Source organism: Gracilibacillus boraciitolerans JCM 21714 (genome assembly GCF_000521485.1).
GTDB classification, from domain to species: Bacteria; Bacillota; Bacilli; order Bacillales; family Amphibacillaceae; genus Gracilibacillus; species Gracilibacillus boraciitolerans.
In genome coordinates, this window is record NZ_BAVS01000022.1 from 1 (window position 1) to 17,362 (window position 17,362).

The 17,362-nt window shown below is 36.3% G+C and carries 15 protein-coding genes and 3 pseudogenes; 15 read left to right on the forward strand and 3 right to left on the reverse strand.

The features are described 5' to 3' along the window. Positions 1 to 128 (forward strand): annotated as a pseudogene (locus JCM21714_RS19890) (UDP-glucose 6-dehydrogenase); the annotation flags it as partial. A gap of 464 nt (positions 129 to 592) precedes the next feature. Here the strand turns inward: JCM21714_RS19890 and JCM21714_RS12640 are convergent. Continuing rightward, the gene (locus JCM21714_RS12640; RefSeq protein ID WP_035724830.1) at positions 593 to 1,573 is read right to left on the reverse strand and encodes an aldo/keto reductase; all 981 of its coding nucleotides are present in this window, start codon (positions 1,571 to 1,573) and stop codon (positions 593 to 595) included. 357 nt (positions 1,574 to 1,930) lie between these two features. Between JCM21714_RS12640 and JCM21714_RS12645 the strand changes: the two genes are divergently transcribed. The 3 genes from JCM21714_RS12645 to JCM21714_RS24285 all read left to right on the forward strand — a co-directional run bounded on the left by JCM21714_RS12645 (position 1,931) and on the right by JCM21714_RS24285 (position 3,760). Beyond that, positions 1,931 to 2,833 (forward strand): hypothetical protein, encoded by a 903-nt coding sequence (locus JCM21714_RS12645; protein WP_035724831.1) that lies wholly within the window; start codon positions 1,931 to 1,933, stop codon positions 2,831 to 2,833. A 128-nt stretch (positions 2,834 to 2,961) separates the two neighbouring features. Then, positions 2,962 to 3,345: a 3'(2'),5'-bisphosphate nucleotidase CysQ family protein gene (locus JCM21714_RS24280; protein ID WP_084040773.1), complete on the forward strand. Its 384-nt coding sequence runs from the start codon at positions 2,962 to 2,964 to the stop codon at positions 3,343 to 3,345. A gap of 34 nt (positions 3,346 to 3,379) precedes the next feature. Then, the gene (locus tag JCM21714_RS24285) at positions 3,380 to 3,760 is read left to right on the forward strand and encodes a 3'(2'),5'-bisphosphate nucleotidase CysQ family protein (RefSeq protein ID WP_158413514.1); all 381 of its coding nucleotides are present in this window, start codon (positions 3,380 to 3,382) and stop codon (positions 3,758 to 3,760) included. A 66-nt stretch (positions 3,761 to 3,826) separates the two neighbouring features. On the opposite strand, the gene JCM21714_RS12655 is transcribed toward JCM21714_RS24285, so the two are convergent. Continuing rightward, positions 3,827 to 5,230, reverse strand: coding sequence for an MFS transporter (locus JCM21714_RS12655; protein ID WP_052000599.1), 1,404 nt, complete (start codon positions 5,228 to 5,230; stop codon positions 3,827 to 3,829). Between the two features lie 225 nt (positions 5,231 to 5,455). After that, on the reverse strand, positions 5,456 to 5,680 hold the full coding sequence (locus tag JCM21714_RS12660) for a hypothetical protein (RefSeq protein WP_035724833.1): 225 nt from the start codon (positions 5,678 to 5,680) through the stop codon (positions 5,456 to 5,458). Between the two features lie 379 nt (positions 5,681 to 6,059). On the opposite strand from JCM21714_RS12660, the pseudogene JCM21714_RS19370 reads away from it, so the two are divergent. The 11 genes and pseudogenes from JCM21714_RS19370 to JCM21714_RS12700 all read left to right on the forward strand — a co-directional run. Beyond that, positions 6,060 to 6,183 (forward strand): annotated as a pseudogene (locus JCM21714_RS19370) (ArsR/SmtB family transcription factor); the annotation flags it as partial. A 24-nt stretch (positions 6,184 to 6,207) separates the two neighbouring features. Beyond that, entirely contained in the window at positions 6,208 to 6,549 is a 342-nt protein-coding gene (locus tag JCM21714_RS12665) for a VOC family protein (RefSeq protein WP_035724835.1), read from the forward strand. 122 nt (positions 6,550 to 6,671) lie between these two features. Further along, the gene (locus JCM21714_RS12670; protein ID WP_035724837.1) at positions 6,672 to 7,220 is read left to right on the forward strand and encodes a hypothetical protein; all 549 of its coding nucleotides are present in this window, start codon (positions 6,672 to 6,674) and stop codon (positions 7,218 to 7,220) included. Positions 7,221 to 7,685: 465 nt separating this feature from the next. Then, the gene (locus tag JCM21714_RS20180) at positions 7,686 to 7,856 is read left to right on the forward strand and encodes a PAS domain-containing protein (protein ID WP_235182829.1); all 171 of its coding nucleotides are present in this window, start codon (positions 7,686 to 7,688) and stop codon (positions 7,854 to 7,856) included. Between the two features lie 140 nt (positions 7,857 to 7,996). After that, positions 7,997 to 9,010: a sugar-binding protein gene (locus tag JCM21714_RS12675; protein ID WP_035724839.1), complete on the forward strand. Its 1,014-nt coding sequence runs from the start codon at positions 7,997 to 7,999 to the stop codon at positions 9,008 to 9,010. Next, a complete protein-coding gene (locus tag JCM21714_RS23130) occupies positions 9,003 to 9,881 on the forward strand; it encodes a sensor histidine kinase (protein ID WP_052000601.1) in 879 nt (292 codons plus the stop codon). Before JCM21714_RS12675 ends, JCM21714_RS23130 begins: the two co-directional genes overlap by 8 nt. Continuing rightward, complete coding sequence (locus JCM21714_RS23135; protein WP_052000603.1) at positions 9,878 to 10,453, forward strand: sensor histidine kinase; 576 nt, start codon at positions 9,878 to 9,880, stop codon at positions 10,451 to 10,453. The genes JCM21714_RS23130 and JCM21714_RS23135 overlap by 4 nt, the downstream gene beginning before the upstream one ends. Further along, a complete protein-coding gene (locus tag JCM21714_RS12685; protein ID WP_235182830.1) occupies positions 10,453 to 12,087 on the forward strand; it encodes a response regulator in 1,635 nt (544 codons plus the stop codon). The genes JCM21714_RS23135 and JCM21714_RS12685 overlap by 1 nt, the downstream gene beginning before the upstream one ends. 472 nt (positions 12,088 to 12,559) lie before the next feature. Beyond that, a pseudogene (xylE, locus tag JCM21714_RS12690) lies at positions 12,560 to 13,969 on the forward strand (D-xylose transporter XylE). A 361-nt stretch (positions 13,970 to 14,330) separates the two neighbouring features. Continuing rightward, positions 14,331 to 15,884 carry a PAS domain S-box protein gene (locus JCM21714_RS12695; RefSeq protein WP_035724842.1) on the forward strand — a complete coding sequence of 518 codons (1,554 nt, stop codon included), beginning with the start codon at positions 14,331 to 14,333 and terminating at the stop codon, positions 15,882 to 15,884. A gap of 41 nt (positions 15,885 to 15,925) precedes the next feature. Further along, positions 15,926 to 17,320 (forward strand): putative bifunctional diguanylate cyclase/phosphodiesterase, encoded by a 1,395-nt coding sequence (locus JCM21714_RS12700; RefSeq protein WP_052000605.1) that lies wholly within the window; start codon positions 15,926 to 15,928, stop codon positions 17,318 to 17,320. Positions 17,321 to 17,362 lie beyond the last annotated feature (42 nt).

Consider the following 17,362-nt stretch of genomic DNA (forward strand, 5'->3'; position numbering starts at 1 on the left):
CCAAAGTAATTAGAGACTTCAACGAATTCAAAGCAATGTCAGATGTGATAGTAGCAAACCGTTTGAGTGATGATATAAAAGATGTGAAAGATAAAGTATACACCAGAGACTTATTTAGTCGGGATTAATGGGATTAGGGGGGGATGGGTGCTCTGTTCTCTTTTTTGTGAGGAGATGGATTATGTTATGATAAAAACTCTTCCGATAATACCAGATATATGTAGACTTAATACAATCCTTTGAGCTACCTCAGTTAATAATTCCTTCCATACGTCATATATGTAGAAAAAGAACCTCATAACTAATCTGGTACAATGGTACATTCGCTTCACTGGAAATAATGTTAATTCCAGTGAAGCGAGCCACATTTCCCGTCAAGCGGAGATTATTTCCAGTGAAGAGCAGGGGGGGATTTCCAGTGAAGCCACCTGTAGCGACGCGGGGGGGACAGGCTCTCCGTTCCAAAATTTTTCGAATTATCACTACTGAACGTGTTGGAGATTTTTGTGTATGGTGGGATAGGAATTCTTTCTGAAAATGAAAAAGGGATACGAACCAGATGTGGTTCGTATCCCTTCCACTTTATAAAATTTTACCATGCATATGCGTTTGGTGCTTCCCCCCCGTATCCAGGGAATATTTCGTCTAAACGGTCAAGTGTTGCCTGATCCAGATTGATTTCAACTGCGCGCAGAGATTTTTCGAATTGGTCCAGTGTACGTGGACCGATAATTGGCGCATCTAATGCTGGGTTATGAAGTACCCATGCGAGCGCTACATCTGCTTCATTTTCACCAAGATTCTTGCAAAGGGAAGTGAATGCTTCCAATTGTGGGCGAAGTTTTTCAATTCGTTCAGTTTGTCCAGCAGATCGAGAGCCTTTAGCTGGATTTAATGCATTGCCTCCAAGCAATCCACCATCCAGTGGACTCCAGGCGATGACACCAATTCCCTGGTCCTTCGCTGCTGGTAATACTTCCAATTCTGGCAGGCGGCAAAGTAAACTGTATTTATGCTGTTCCGTTACAAGTCCTAAGAAATGTCGCTCCTTCGCAGCTGCCTGTGCTTTGATAAGATCCCAGCCTGCAAAGTTACTCGAACCAACATAGTCAATCGTGCCTTTCTGTACTTCTGCCTGGAAGACTTCCCAAAGTTCTTCCCAGGAAACATCACGATCAATATGGTGCATTTGATACAGTTCAATGTGGTCAGTCTGTAAGCGCTTTAATGAACCTTCTAAATGGCGACGAACCTTATAGGCAGATAGAAATCTTCCTTCATTTGGACCGTCGTTGGGATCTCCCATGTGATTATATACTTTGGTAGCAAGTACCACTTTCTCCCGGCGATTTCCACCTTGAGCAAACCAACGGCCAATAATTTCTTCAGTCCAACCGTGACGACCTTTCCCACCATATACGTTAGCAGTATCAAAGAAGTTAACGCCAGCCTCGAGAGCCGCATCCATAATTTTATGCGCTTCTTTTTCTTCTGTCTGTGGGCCTAAATTCATAGTTCCTAAGCAAAGTCTGCTTACTTTCATGCCAGTACGACCAAGATTTGTGTACTCCATATATTTCCCCCCCTCCTATGTATTTGATCTCACCCTTAAATTATAGGCGGAGTGAATAATTTGGGCAAGAATGAAACACTGTCGATATATCTACTGTTTCATTTTCCAAATTGCGATTTTTCAAATTTGTTGAAGGAAATCCTTAAAGAATGTCGAAATGTATTAAGTATAGAATTCCTTTAAAGATTGATGAAAGTTCCTTTATATTAACTATTGGACAGGATGTTAACAGGAATGGAGCAAAATGCTTAAAGATTAGCGAGAAGTAATGTCACAGATAATGAACAAATAATAGGTGCTGTCAAGGTTAGAAAATGCAGCAAATATATTTATTGTTAATGGAGGGGGGGAACTATATTGAGTAAGTCTGTTAATATATCATATGAGAAAGCGAGAAAGCTTTTTATCAAAATAGCTTTCTTATTGAATCAGGTACATCTGCAATGCAAAGTACCAACAGCAAGTAAAGAATCTATAAACCTATATACACCAGAAAAACTATTTAAATACAGTGAACAAATTGGAACAATCCAATATAAGGGTATTCAATATCCACAGCATGAAGATAACGAATTGAAACTGAAGGGTATTGAACTAAGATTGGATGGGGAATTCCTTAAAGCATTAAATATTTATGATAAAATGAAGAAATTTATGGTAAAAGAAGATGCCGATGGATGGCTGAAACATAAATTACTATTAAAAAATAAGGAAATCAAACGCGTAAGGAAAATTACAAGCTTACTTGCAAAAGGGATGGAAAAGAAGTTCGGTTTAGATTATTTATCTTTTAGTATGGACAAAAGTATGCTTGAACTCCCAAAAATACAGAATTCTCCTGTCAATAAGTATGATCAGGAGATAGCTGTACAACATGTATCAGATATCCTAGTATCCGATGGTTTTAAGGTAACCAGATCTTCTAACAGTAATTCTTCCTACCATATATCCGTTCTCATAAGAGGGGGGGAGTCAGTAAAATGCAGGGTGAAGCATCTGAAATATGATAACGCCTATAAAGCATCCCCTTTACCATATCAGGTGTATAAAATTGATGCATTTAAAACATTCGAAGAACAAAAGAAAAAAATAAGCGATGTTGATGTGATTGTTGGTTATAACATCCATGACTCAGCTTTTGCTTGCTTGGATAAAAAGCAGTTTGAAGATAAGAAAAGTAGAGTAGTACATGCTAAAGAAGGTCAAAATTCAAATTACTTTAAAACTTGGAAAGCACTACAGGAATTTAATCGATTATGAAACAACCGGGACGTATGTCCTGTTTCATTTCTTAAATAAAGGCAACATGGTTACAGATGGAACAGACATGTTATAATAGGTTTGGCTATTTAAGGAAATAATTTTTCACAAAAAAAGGCGGTTAGAGCATGAATACATACCTATTTGATTTATTCCATGTCTGTCTCGATGCAGGTAAAGAAATAATGAATGTCTATCAACAGGATTTCGAGGTTGAATTAAAAAAAGATAATTCTCCCTTAACGATTGCCGATACGAGAGCACATCATGTGATTGCAAATGGTTTGAAGAAAATCGATTCTGCCATTCCAGTCCTGAGCGAAGAAGGAACAGAAATCAGCTATCAGGAACGAAAAGAATGGCAGCAATTCTGGTTAGTAGATCCGTTAGATGGAACGAAAGAGTTTGTTAAAAAGAATGGCGAATTCACAGTTAACATCGCTCTTATTAAGGGGGGGAAATATCCAGCGTTAGGTGTGATTTATGCCCCCCCAGCCATGGATACCTTTTAGTTTGGTGTGGATGGGGGGAAGGGCATATAAGCTCGTGAATGCATCGAAAGTGAACATAGCTAATGGCGATGAATTAATTAGCAAAAGTGTTGCGTTACCTGAAGTAGAGGATCATCAGGTTACAACGATCGTCGCTAGTCGCTCGCATATGGCCGGTGAAACAAAAGAATTCATTGAAAATATTAATGGAGAAGTAAAAGTTGTTTCATCCGGAAGTTCTCTGAAATTTTGTCTGGTAGCAGAAGGAAAAGCTGACTATTATCCCCGTTTCGCTCCGACTATGGAATGGGATACAGGCGCTGGCCAAGCCATTGTCGAAGCAGCAGGAGGCAGCGTCTTAAGATATCAAGATAAACAACGCTTCTACTATAACCGCGAAAATCTATTAAACAGCTGGTTCCTGGCAAGTAAATAAGTGGGACAGAATCTCTGTCCCACTTTTCCGTATCATTTATATTTTAAGAAATCTGCTGAGGATCGCTCACTGCAAATACTCCGATCCCTTCCTTTTAAATGAAAAGTAAAAGAAGGCCCCCCCGTTTAAAAGCGTCAAAATCACCAGTCCAGCGAAGACGTTGCTGTAGATCGTTGCATGGTTTTGAGCAACAGCCAACGGATTAATCGTAAACGTGCTGTTGTAATCTAGAATCTTTCCAATAACAGCTCCGCCAAATGCACCAGCCATGAAATTAAACAGGTTATAGATTCCCATGCCCACGCCTATTTCACTTTGAGAAAGCACGTCCGAAATCAAATTAGCAGTGGCTGTCTGGATAAACGGAAATGCGATATAACTGATGATGATCACCGCGCCTAATATCCATGCCGGACTTCCAATCAAGGTCGAGATCAGAAAGAAGCCAGTCATCATCAGGCCAAACGCTATAAATACCACTTTTTTACTTCCTTGCTTTTCTGTTAACGTTCCAGCAACTCTGCCGGTAAAGGCCGCTGCCATCGCACCTGGAAAAAGGACCAGACCGATATACAGCGCATTTAATTCATTGACTTCACTCAACATAAGCGGCAGCATAAACATCATGCCAAACATCGCCATGATTGCCAGGAATGCAGTAAGCACCGTTGTCCGGTAAGGAGCATTTCCAAACATCTCTGGATTGATAAACGGATTCTTGCTGTGAAAAATTCTCCAGGCGAATAAGCTGAAAAAGACAATACTTACGATGATGTACCACCAGATAACCATAGTAATAAACAGAAGCAGCGTAGCTACCGCAATAGCAATAATTGCAGCGCCAAGGATATCGACTTTGCCCTCTTTCTTCTTCTCATCAGGCATCCATTTCCAAAAGAAGGGGGGGATTGTGATCAAAACGAGTGCAGAAATTAAAAATAAATATTGCCAGTTCAATACACCCGTAATAAAACCGCCGATCACCGGACCAATTCCGGATGCGAAAGCCATGGTACTTGAAACAATCCCTAGCACCTTGCCACGTTCTTTCGGGAAATATCTCGAAGGTATAATAAAAACCGTTGCAACGATAGACGATGCACCTGTTGCCTGAATCATCCGGGCAATGACAACCATGATGTAATTGGGGGGGGAGAAAAATCCTAAAATGGAACCTGCAGCAAATAAACTGAGTCCAAACGCTAACAAATACTTCAACGGATAGATATCCGCTAATTTTCCGTACATCAATGCACCAATCGCATAAAGAATGATATATCCTGTCACCACCCAACTCACTTCTGAAGGGGATAAGGCAAACGACTTTGCCACGTCAGGTACAGCAATCATGAACATGGTTCCATTCATGACAGAAAATAATAATACAGAGCATATCAAAAAGATAATCTTTCTTTTATCTGTTTTTGTTAATACATTTTTATCAACCGATTCATTTATTGTTGTTGTCATGTCAAATTCCCCCCCTTTTTCTATTGATAGCCTAATCCCTATCGTAACTAGCAGAGTATGGAAAAGCTAGTAAACTGCTTCACTAGCATAAAGTTTAATTTTCGTCGAAATTCGATTTAATAATGGAGGGTAGGTTATTTAAGAGGGCAAAATAAAAAAACCGTATTTAACAATGGGTTAAACCGGTAGAATCGGATAGGATTTCTATTTAGATGTGATAGATTTTTATTGTGCTTTTCGCTTCAATTTATAAATATCCTCGTCGTGTTCTGTTAATTTATGTTGAATATAGTCCATTTTATCTTCCATGTTAACCATTCGTTTTGTTAATTCAGCATGATTCTGATCAGTTTTTTCGGATAATTGCTGCATGGAGTTATGATTTTGATCTATCTTTTCGGACAATTCCTTTATAGCTTGAAGTATCATATTCATTTCGCTTTTTTCCACTATATTTCTCCTTTCAGATTTGTTATCCTCATTTTACTATAAAGCGATGGAATAGTCATTCGCAAATTTTTTCCGTTTAACTGTTTACTATCAAAGGTAAAAAAAGCACGGTATGAATAGCAGGGGGGGATAGCATGAAATTTTTGGGAAATAAAGTGAGATTTCATCTTATAGCAGTAGATAGCGTGAAATCATGAAAAATTAAAGTAAGATTTCATCTAAATAAAACACAAAAATCAACATTTAGAGGAATGTTACTTATTTTAGAAGCAGACGGATCTATTTTCGTTCAATATGCAATCATATAGTTGCTTATCGTTTACGTACAACCTTATAGTTGCATATAATAAGTATATGGATCAGAACAAAGACGCTATATTCAAAGCACCTTTCTGTATTGGAAGATGCGGGGGCTCGTAAAATCAAAAAGAAAGGGGAAATATCGGGTACATTTATTTAATAACAAACCACTTAAGGGTTTACTGAAAGGATGGATAGAGTAATTTCTGTTACAAGTTAAATTATAAGTGAAGCACCAATTAAATATCCAAGTAGGATTTGTAAAAAAGCATGACGTACCTATCGGAGCTCACAGATGGATAACGCTTGTTTCCCCCCCTGATGACCAAGACGGAACAGAGCTTTTGCTTGAAACAAATGAACACCCTGCTGCCAAAGAGTATCAAGAGAAGTTATTTGCCGTTGGAATTCCAGTAACCATGTTTGGTGTGACAGATATTCATAAAGAATACAAACAATTAATAGAAAAAGGCGTGCAGTTTACATTGAAGCCAACACATATGGGCGAATTGACAATAGCAGTATTTGACGATACATGTGGCAACCTTATTCAGATCATCCAGAAGTAACGTTAACCTCATTTTTAACACTTCATTATATTGATAGAGTGATTCTATCAAGTCCGAAAGTCTCCGTTAAATGAATTAAAAAAACTAAATTGGATTTTTGCTAAAAAGGTAGGTTGTATAAAATGGATAATCAAATGAAATTGGAATTTGAAAAATCAAAATCAGGCAATAAAGATGAACGTTATGAAGCTTATCAATATATTTTAAAAGTAACGGACCAAAAAGTGGATTGGGCCTATGAAGTATGGGATCAACTACTAGAGGATTTAACTCATAAAGATAACCATCAACGCTCTCGTTCCGCACAATATTTAGCTAATCTGGCTAAAAGCGATCCAGAGTTGAGAATGATGAAGGACTTTCCTAAGCTGTGGGAGGTCACAAAAGATGAAAAGTTTGTAACAGCAAGGCACAGCCTTCAATCGATATGGAAGGTCGGAATTGCTGGAAAGCCCCCCCAAAAAGAAATAGTTATGGAATATATGGTTGACCGTTTTCAAAATGGAACAGAAGAAAAAAATTTCACATTAATTCGAAACGATATTCTTGAAAATATGAAAAATTTATATAGCCACTTAAATGACGAAGTAATTAAACAAACCGCTTTACATTTGATTGATACGGTTCAGGACAATAAATACAGAAAAAAATATACAAACATATGGAAATAACATTACCGTTCTGTTGTTATGTAGAAAGCTGAAGATGGAGAGTCTGCTACTTTTTTATTGTCTAGAAAATTATAGAATTAAGCCCTGTGGATAAAGTAAACGCGAGTAGCCACGTCAAGCGCAGAGCGCCAAAAACTAGGCGACTTCACGAATCATCCTACGATAAGTCATCATCGATTCGCAAGCTCTCCGTGATTCCCTTATCTCATTTGATTCACTCCAGTCGCTACGTTTTTAACCGGCGCTCTGCGCTTTTGTTCTGTGTATTCAGTCTTATTGTTACTTTATGCGGGAAAAGTTAGATCTAATAGAGGAAAGTAACGTAAAATTGTAAACTCATCCCTTTTTCACAATTGCTTTCTTATTTATAGACATATGATATAGGGAGTAAATGTCTATTTTATTCTTATCTGCTAACCTTCTAGCTAGATACTACAGGTTAACATACATCTATATTCTATCGAGGTGAGTTTTTTAATAAGTGGTAATTTGATTGGGCAAGATAATGTTGTGTTTAATGAATCGACTTTTAACGATTTTTTAGATGGTGTGGTCCTTATGGATCATAAGCAAAAGATCGTCTATGTAAATGTAGCAGCTAGACAATTACTTGGTTATGAGAATCTATTCGAATGAATGATTCAAATTATTCATTCATTTTTTTCGATTACTCCACATTTTAGGTGCTATTGAGCGGCTCAGCCTGTCCCTCTATCCGCTTTATGTTATCATTATATTTTGTAGTTTAAAATTCACCTATAAACTAGGGGGTCAGCATGAATCGCACATTTATAATATATGCCATATTAATTTCTTTATTTATAACGACTTTAGGATTCTTTTTTTATTTTTATCAACAAGTACAGATATTTGACAAGAAATTGGAAGAAACAAATTCTTCTGAGACACGCTCATCAAAACATCATTTTGTTTTAATTGGTGAGGAGATGGGTCACGATTATTGGCGTTTAGTTGGAGAAGGTGCAAAAAAAGCCGAATCAAGATATGATGTTGTTGTGCAATATGAGGGGGGGCCTAAGCGTTCCAATCCAGATGAACAACTAAAACTATTTGATATGGCTATTAAATCTAAAGTGGATGGGATTATCATACAAGCTCTAAATGACGAATTTACGCCAATGATTAATAAGGCTGTAAAAAAGGGTATTCCGGTAATAACAATTGATACGGATGCTCCAGAAAGCATGCGTAGCACCTATATTGGAACTGATAATTACAAAGCTGGTCAGATGGCAGGGCAAGCGTTGATTGAAGATACTGATGGAAAGGCTATTATCGGTATTGTTACCGGTGGAATGGATAAGGACAATCATCAGCACCAGCTAAGACTAGAGGGATTTAAAGATACGATTGCCCAGGTTGAAGGAATTAAGATCGTAGCTATGGCCGAATCAAATTTGAGCAGAGTCAAAGCAGAGGAAAAAGCCTACGAAATGTTAACCGAACATGATGATATAACAGCATTTTATGGAACGAGCTCATTGGATGGTATGGGCATAGTAGCTGCAGCCAATAACTTAAATAAGAATGATTTATATGTAATGACCTTTGATACATTGACTGAAAATATTCGATTATTGAAAAAAGGAAAAATAGATGCGATTGTCGGGCAGCAACCCTTTGAAATGGGAGAGAAAAGTATCGAGATTATGTTAGATCTGCTCACGGGGGGGAATTCCGTCCAAGATGTCTATCAAACAAATGTAACGATCATACGTACATCAGACTTACCTTTAAAGGGAAGCGAAAGGATGGGTCTGCTTGATTAAAATTCGTACGAAGTTACTTATTTATTTTGCCACTATTCTATTGTTAATTGTTATTTCATTTTTGATTCGAGAACAAAGTAACCACGAAGTAAGGGAACTCTATCAGAAAAATGAGGAATATTTTTTTCTGCTAAATGAAATAACGAAACAAACAAATCAGACATTTCAATCGTTGCAATTCTTTGTGCATGAACCCTTTGCGGAAAACTTAAGGTTATATAACGAAGATAGAGAAAATCTTCGAGTACTTGAAGGGAAACTTGATGCTAGAGAAAGCGGTGGAATTAACGAGGAAAATTTCCTGAATATAATTTCTGATTTTCTTGGAGAAACTGATCAAACGATAGAAGGCGTAAACAAACGGAATATTAAACAATACTCCGCGTCACTAGAAGAAGCAGAGGAAACTTCTGAATATATTGATGAGAAAGCACTTAATTTAATAGATGAAAGATTAACTAACTATCAACAGGTTGCTTTCCTTTTAGACAAAAAAATTACATATACAAAAAATATGTGGACAATGATAATTTTTTCTATTATTATCCTAAGTATTTTGTTTGCACTATGGTTCGCTAATGGAATTAACAGAACGATTGAGCGTCTGACAAAGGCAGCACAGGAAATTTCTGCTGGACGTTATTCAGGCAAGGATGTTGTTGTTTCAACAAAAGATGAGTTTTGGTTTTTAATAAAGACATTTAATGAAATGAAAAAGAATATCCTGGAATCTGTTAATGATATAGAAGAAAAAGCTAGATTAGCTCAACTCCTAAAGGATATGGAGTTAAAAAGTTTACAAAATCAAATTAATCCCCCCCATTTCCTGTTTAACACTTTAAACATTATCGCTAAAAACGTCTTATATTGAAGGGGGCAGAACGAACGAGTGATATAATTGCATCTATTTCTGCGTTGCTTCGTTATAATATCGGTAATCTTGACCGCCAAACGACTTTAAAAAATGAAGTGGAAATTGTGCAGGAGTACTTTTTTATTCAGAAGACACGTTTTCAAGAACGTGTGGAGTTTATTGAAAACATTGACCCTAGCTGTTTATCAATTCCACTTCCATGTCTTACGCTTCAGCCAATTATAGAGAACGCCTTTATACATGGGATTGAAGAAATGTCTATAGGCGCTAAAATTGAATTATTAATTTATAAAGAGAATGAAATTGTGTGTATCAAAGTAAAAGATAATGGGGGGGTAGGGATGGACCAGCAAACAATAGACCGATTGATGGATACAAGTGACGAAAAAGAAGTACACGCAGAGAAAAAAGGTTCAGGTCACTCTACTGGAATCGGCATGAAAAATGTGATTAAACGCTTAAAATTATTCGATAAAGCTAGTGAAGTTAACATCTTTTCAGAGCATGGAAAAGGTACAACAGTGACGATTCGATTAAAAAATATAACTAGAAAGGGGGGGCATAATTAATGATAAAAGTGATGCTGGTGGACGATGAGCCAATTGAAAGAGAAGGGCTAAAGATGATACTTAGCAAAAATAGATCTAATTATCAAATTGTTGCCGATGCTCAGAATGGAAAAGAAGCTGTTGAATTTGCATTTACACACAAGCCAGATTTAATATTTATGGATATCAAAATACCTGAATTTGATGGTATAGCTGCAATTAAGAAAATAACTCCTAAGCTTCCGGATACAAAGTTCATTATAGTATCAGCCTTTGATACGTTTGATTATGCCCGTCAGGCTATGAAATTTGGCATTAAAGAATATTTATTGAAACCCAGTAAAATTTCTGAAGTGTTGGAAGCCTTTGATCGAGTAGTTGATGAAATTGAAACAAAAAAACAAGAGATTATCAAAAGGAAGCAAATAAACCATCGTCTTGAAAGTGTTAGTTCCTTCGTAGAAATGGAATATATTGTTTCATTTATGATGGATCATGTTCATGAGTTCAACCAAAAGGAATGGGACGAATGGCTAGACCTCGATCATAAACAGGGATTTGTTTCAGTTTTTTCATTTGAATCAGACAAAAAGCATCCTAGTCGGGAAGAAAAAAGTCGTTGGTATCAAATTTTAAAGCGGTCATTTCAACAACAAAATTCTACAAGTCTTGTCGGCCCATTAACGGGGGGGTTCCAAGTACCTGTATTAACACTATTTAGCGATAATCAAGAACTAAATCGTGAAATGAGAGGGAATATTGTCCGGGCGATCATTCACCAAATTCAAAATAAGCTAGAGGATTGTCACGTAACTGTTGGAGTTGGAAGATCTGTAGCGGATGTAAATCTGTTTTCTGATTCCTATAATGAAGCGATCTATGCTTTAGAATTAGTTTATAATCATCCAAGTGCTTCCTATATGGTATATAGTGATCAATTGAAACAAAAGCGTGCACAGTTAGTTCCTTTTGAAGTAGAGCGAGAACTGCTTACCACAATTAAGAAAGGTGATATCCAAAAAGGAATGCAAATGTTTGAATCCTATTTTTCATCGATTCAACAGGCTTCAGATTTTCGTGTAAGTGTGATTCAAAAGGCGATGGAGGATTTTTTTATCGTGTTAACTAGGGCGATGAAAGAGCTTGGATACAATGAAAATATTCAGACGAATTTAGGACAATTTGACACATCAATACAAATCAAAGAAGTATCCAAGGCGTATCTAATAATGATCATCGAACGTATAGAAGAGTGGCGATCGAATGGTATCCAGTCAATCCTATTACAAGCGAAGAACTATATGGATAAATATTATGATAGTTCCATTTCTTTAGGAGATGTTGCTCAGAAAGTAGGGATAAGTTCCTATTATTTAAGTAAGTTATTCAAAGATACGTTTCAAATTACGTTTATCGATTACTTAACGAATACGCGATTACAAAAAGCAAAAGAGCTTTTATTAGATCAAGATATATCTTTAAAGGAAATAGCTATAATGATTGGCTATAAAGACCCCCCCAACTATTTTAGTCGGTATTTAAAAAAGCAAACGGAATTAACCCTAGTGAATATCGGACAAAATATTGTTAATGAGAAGACAGATGAATCTAAGACTTTAAAAAGAAATAGAAAAATCAATCAGGAGCACAACTGATACTATAGAAAAACGGCTGAAAGTATCCATAGCCATTTTTTTTTTTGAATTTAATTGTGAAAAAGCAGAGAACTAAATGTTCTATTTTTTATTTTGAGCTAGGTTCCTAATTCCCACAGGAAGAAAGTGTAACTTTGCCAATTTGTAACTAAAAATGCGAAAAAGTTCTTTGAAAAATATAATTTTTACAAGATAGTCTAGATGATAACAAGAAATTGAAGATGAAAAGGCTATCAAGAATGCGATTGCATGATAATTTAGAAGTACTCATTAAGAACATTTGGTTTATACCAAAAAGTGAAAACGAAATCTTTTGGAGAAGGTGGTGGATTACAGGGAGATAGGAAAAAGTTACAGTAGGTTGTGGTAAGATAATCATTTTAAAATATAGCAACAATGTAAGCGTTATTAAGGAGAATTTCAACTAGAGAGGGGAGGAAAGAAAGAGAAATCTATCTCTTTCTAACATAAAATGAAGAAAAATAGTTTTTTTTACATTATTTTAGTCACATTGGTAGCAACACTTGGAGGGCTGTTATTTGGTTATGATACAGCTGTTATCTCTGGAGCGGAGGGTTCGCTTCAAACATATTTTACAGAAAGTCTAGGACTAAGTTCGCTTGTTCACGGTCTTACTGTATCTAGTGCTTTGATTGGTTGTATTATTGGTGGATTTGCATCCGGTTTCTTTTCATCAAAATTTGGTCGGAAATATTCGCTAGTATTAGCCGCGGTATTATTTTTGATTTCTGCCCTTGGATCAGCTTATCCGGAATTTTTATTCTTTACAAAAGGCGACCCAACTATTGCGCTACTTATTACTTTTAATATATATCGAATTGTTGGGGGGTATTGGTGTTGGACTTGCATCAGCTGTTGTACCTATGTATATTGGTGAGATGGCACCCGCACACATTAGAGGTAGATTAGTTTCATTAAATCAATTTGCAGTTATTTTTGGGATGTTAGTTGTTTATTTTGTGAACTGGGGGGGTATTGCGAGTGGACACTCGTTGGAGTGGCTAAATGATATTGGTTGGCGCTACATGTTCCTTTCAGAAGCAATACCTGCACTATTATTTCTAGGTCTATTATTTACCGTGCCGGAGACGCCACGTTATCTTGTTTTGAAAAAACAGGATGAGAAAGCAATGTCTATTCTATCAAAGATTTATGAAACTACAATGGCGAAGGCAACTATGTTTGAAATTAAAGAATCATTTGATAAGAATAAGTCAAATGCAACACTTTTTTCCTTTGGTAAAAAATTATTGTCATAGGTATTTTATTATCTGTCTTCCAACAATTTGTTGGGATCAATGTGGCACTCTACTATGCACCACGGATTTTTGAAAGCATGGGTACCGCAAAAGATGCTTCCATGTTCCAGACTATTATTATGGGCTTAGTGAATGTAATATTTACACTTATTGCGATTTTTACAGTTGATAAATTTGGACGTAAGCCGTTATTGATTATTGGTTCGATTGGTATGACTATAGGTATGTTTGGCGTAGCTGGATTGGCTTACTCAAACATAATTGGTATTGGTACGTTAATCTTTATTATTATTTATACAGCATCATTCATGATGTCTTGGGGACCAGTCGTTTGGGTTCTTATTGCTGAAATCTTTCCTAATAAAATTAGAGGACAAGCTGTTGCAATTGCTGTAGCTGCACAATGGTCAGCAAACTATTTCATCTCTTCCACGTATCCAGCTATGATGGAATTTAGCGGTGGAGTAACCTATACATTCTATGGTGTTATGAGTATACTGTCCGCGATCTTCATATGGAAATTTGTCCCTGAAACAAAAGGCAGATCCTTAGAAGAACTTGAATATATTTTGGTTAAGTCAAGAAAAGTTAAAGCCTTATAAAAGGGACAAGGGGACAGGCACTTTGCCTCCTTTGATTTAGCTTACAACGATTGGAAAATGGATGTAATCGATTATGAAATATTTTTTTATGTGAATGCGGATAGTACGATGGCAAATATATAGTAAGTCGCTATTAAACATATAAAAGGGATATGAACCAACTCAGGTTTGTATCCCTTTCTATAATTGTGCCTGAAAAACTTCGTTAAGGCATAGTCTTACATTATCCAGTATAATAATCGACAAAATAAAACGAATTATTGCATTTTTTTACAAATTGTGGTTTTATATATAGTATAATAATACTAATAAAAGTATTACAGCTTTGTATGTATTTATATTCTATCGAGGTGATTATTTTATGAGTGGGAACCTTATTGGTCAAAATAATGTGGTATTTAATGAACGGATTTTTAACGATTTTTCAGACGGGGGGGTAGTCCTTATTAATGATGAGGAAAGAATAGTTTATGTAAATGTTGTAGCTGGACAACTATTTGGTTATGAGAATCCAATCGAATTAATTAATCAAACGATTTATTTGATATTTCCAAATTATACTAGAAATAAGAAAGCAAATCTTGGAATGAAGCTGAACAACACAAAGATGAATCTGCAAACCAAAATGCTATCATGTACCATCAATGATAAGCAACACACACTAATCTTTCTTAAAAAAATAGATGAATTACATATATTCAGAAACTTTTTTAGAGAAATTTCCGATAAAATGAGCGAATCCTTCTTGCAGGCAGTTGTGAAATTTTTAGTCCAGTCATTAGAAGTTGATGCTGCCATTGTTGGAAAAGTGGCGGGAAAAGACTTAGATACTTTGGCTAGCTACAATCGTGATAAACAAAAAAAGAATATCTGCGAATATGTGCCCCCCCTAGAAATTTTACAAAGGCTGGAGGAGACAAAGCGTCCTGTCCATATAAATGATTTACAAGAAATAGCTATTGGCTCTCAAGAAATAGATCTGAAAAGCTATTTAGCAATACCAATGTTAAATACTCAGAACGAATTGTTTGGAGTTGTAGCTATTATTAATCAGCAATCCATGATAAACACGGAGCTTGCTTTAGAGATCATGTTTTCTCTTACCTATCGCATCCGGGCTGAAATTGATCGAATTAGAAATGATCAAATGATCAAAGAGAGTAAGCAAAGATATCAGGAAATCATCGAATCCACACAAGAAGCTATTTATATTTATACGGATGAACAAATTGTTTTTGCAAACGATAAAGGCATCAAGCTTTTGGGTGGAGCTAGCTTGATTGATTTAGTAGGAGTAGACCTCCTGCATTTTGCTCATCCGGATTTTCGGGATATTTTTAAAGCTTTAATTCATCAAAGCAACGAAAGAAAAAGCGAATCCACTATTATTGAAGGGAAGATCATCGGATTAGACCATCGCGTGCATGATGTAGAGGTATTGATAACACCATATGAATCCTTGATCAATCAGAATACCTTACAAGTATCAGTGAAGGATGTAACTGAACGAAAGCAGGCGGAGAATTTTGACTCGCAGCTACGTATACGAAAACAAAAGTCGGAGCTGTTGCAACTGATTAAAAATAAAGATATTAATAATGGCAAGCTAGATGAAGCATACAAGATAATTGCTGAATCAGCCTCGAATTCACTTGGAGTGGAACGTGTAACTATATGGTTGTATCAGCAAGATCCGTATCTCCTAGAATGTAAAGATCGTTTTGAATGGAGTAAAAACCTTCACCAGATAGTAAATCACATTGATTTAGAGGATAATCCGCATTATATGGTATCCATTGAAAAGGATTCCCTTATTACCGTTCACGATGTATATAATGATATTATGAACAATAGCATGTATAAACCGTTTCTTGAACCGTCTATCAGTTCCTATATTGACGCACCAATCGAATAGATGGTAGAGTGATAGGAGTAGTCAGCTTTGAACACGTTGGGATGTCTAGGCAATGGACGTATGATGAACAAAGCTTCGCGTCATCGATTGCAGATCTTGTTGCTATGGCAATTGAAAAAGCAGAACGAAAAAGGATGGAAGCGCAGGTCGAACACTTAGCCTATTATGATCAACTAACAAAGCTCCCTAATCGAATATACCTATATCAGCAGCTTCAAGAAGTGTTAAAAGAGGCCAAACAGGATAATCGAGAATTTGTTGTCATGTTCTTTGATTTGGATCAGTTTAAACACATAAATGACAGCTTAGGTCATACATTTGGAGACCAGTTGCTGCTGGAAGTTGCGACCCGTATTAAAACCTCCATACGTGAAATTGATTTGTTTGCAAGAATGGGGGGAGATGAGTTTGTGCTTATTCTTCCAAGAATTCGTCAAAAAGAGGATGCAGTACTAATAGCAGAACGAATTAACAATGCTTTTAAAGAGCCAATTAAGCTTGAAAATCAGGAGTTGTATATTACTACAAGTATCGGTATTAGTGTCTATCCAAGTGATGGAGAGGATGAGGAATCTCTCATCAAAAATGCGGATAGTGCAATGTATGAAGCAAAAGGGAAAGGTAGAAATGCGTATGAGTTTTATTCTTCCTTCATGAGTGAACAAGCGGAGCAAAGACTATTGATGGAAACGAATTTAAATAAAGCATTAGATCGAAAGGAATTTATCTTATTCTATCAACCTATTATCGATTTGAATTCAAACAAAATGAGGGGGGGTGGAGAAGCATTAATAAGATGGAATCATCCAGAGTTAGGTTTACAGTCCCCAGCAAGTTTCATCTCATTAGCTGAAGAAACAGGACTAATCATCCCCCCCATAGGATACTGGGTGATTCAATCGGTCTGTGAGCAGATTAAACTGTGGGAGAAGCAATATGATATGCATGATTTTCGAGTAGCTATTAATATATCAGTTGTTCAATTTGAAGACGAGAGGTTCGTGGAAAAAGTGAAGACCATTTTAGAGGGAACGAATATTCAACCAAATTTATTGGAATTTGAAATCACGGAAAGCGTCATGCAGAATATGGAAACCTCTATTGCCGTATTAGGAGAATTACAAAAAGTGGGTATAAAAATATCCCTAGATGATTTTGGTACAGGATATTCATCCCTCAGTATTTTGAAGCACTTACCTATAAATAATATTAAGATAGACAAAATATTTATAGATGACCTTCGCGCTGAAAATGATGAAACAATTGTACAGAACATCATTGACATGAGTCAAAACATGAACTTCAAAGTAGTTGCAGAAGGAATAGAGCATGAGGGACAATTAGATTTTTTAAAACACAATCACTGTGACTACGGTCAAGGGTACTTCTTTAATAGGCCTCAAGCTGTTAGCGATTTTGAGAAGAACTTTGGATAGAGTGGTCTTTTTGACAAGATGACGAGTATCTTGTGTTGGGCT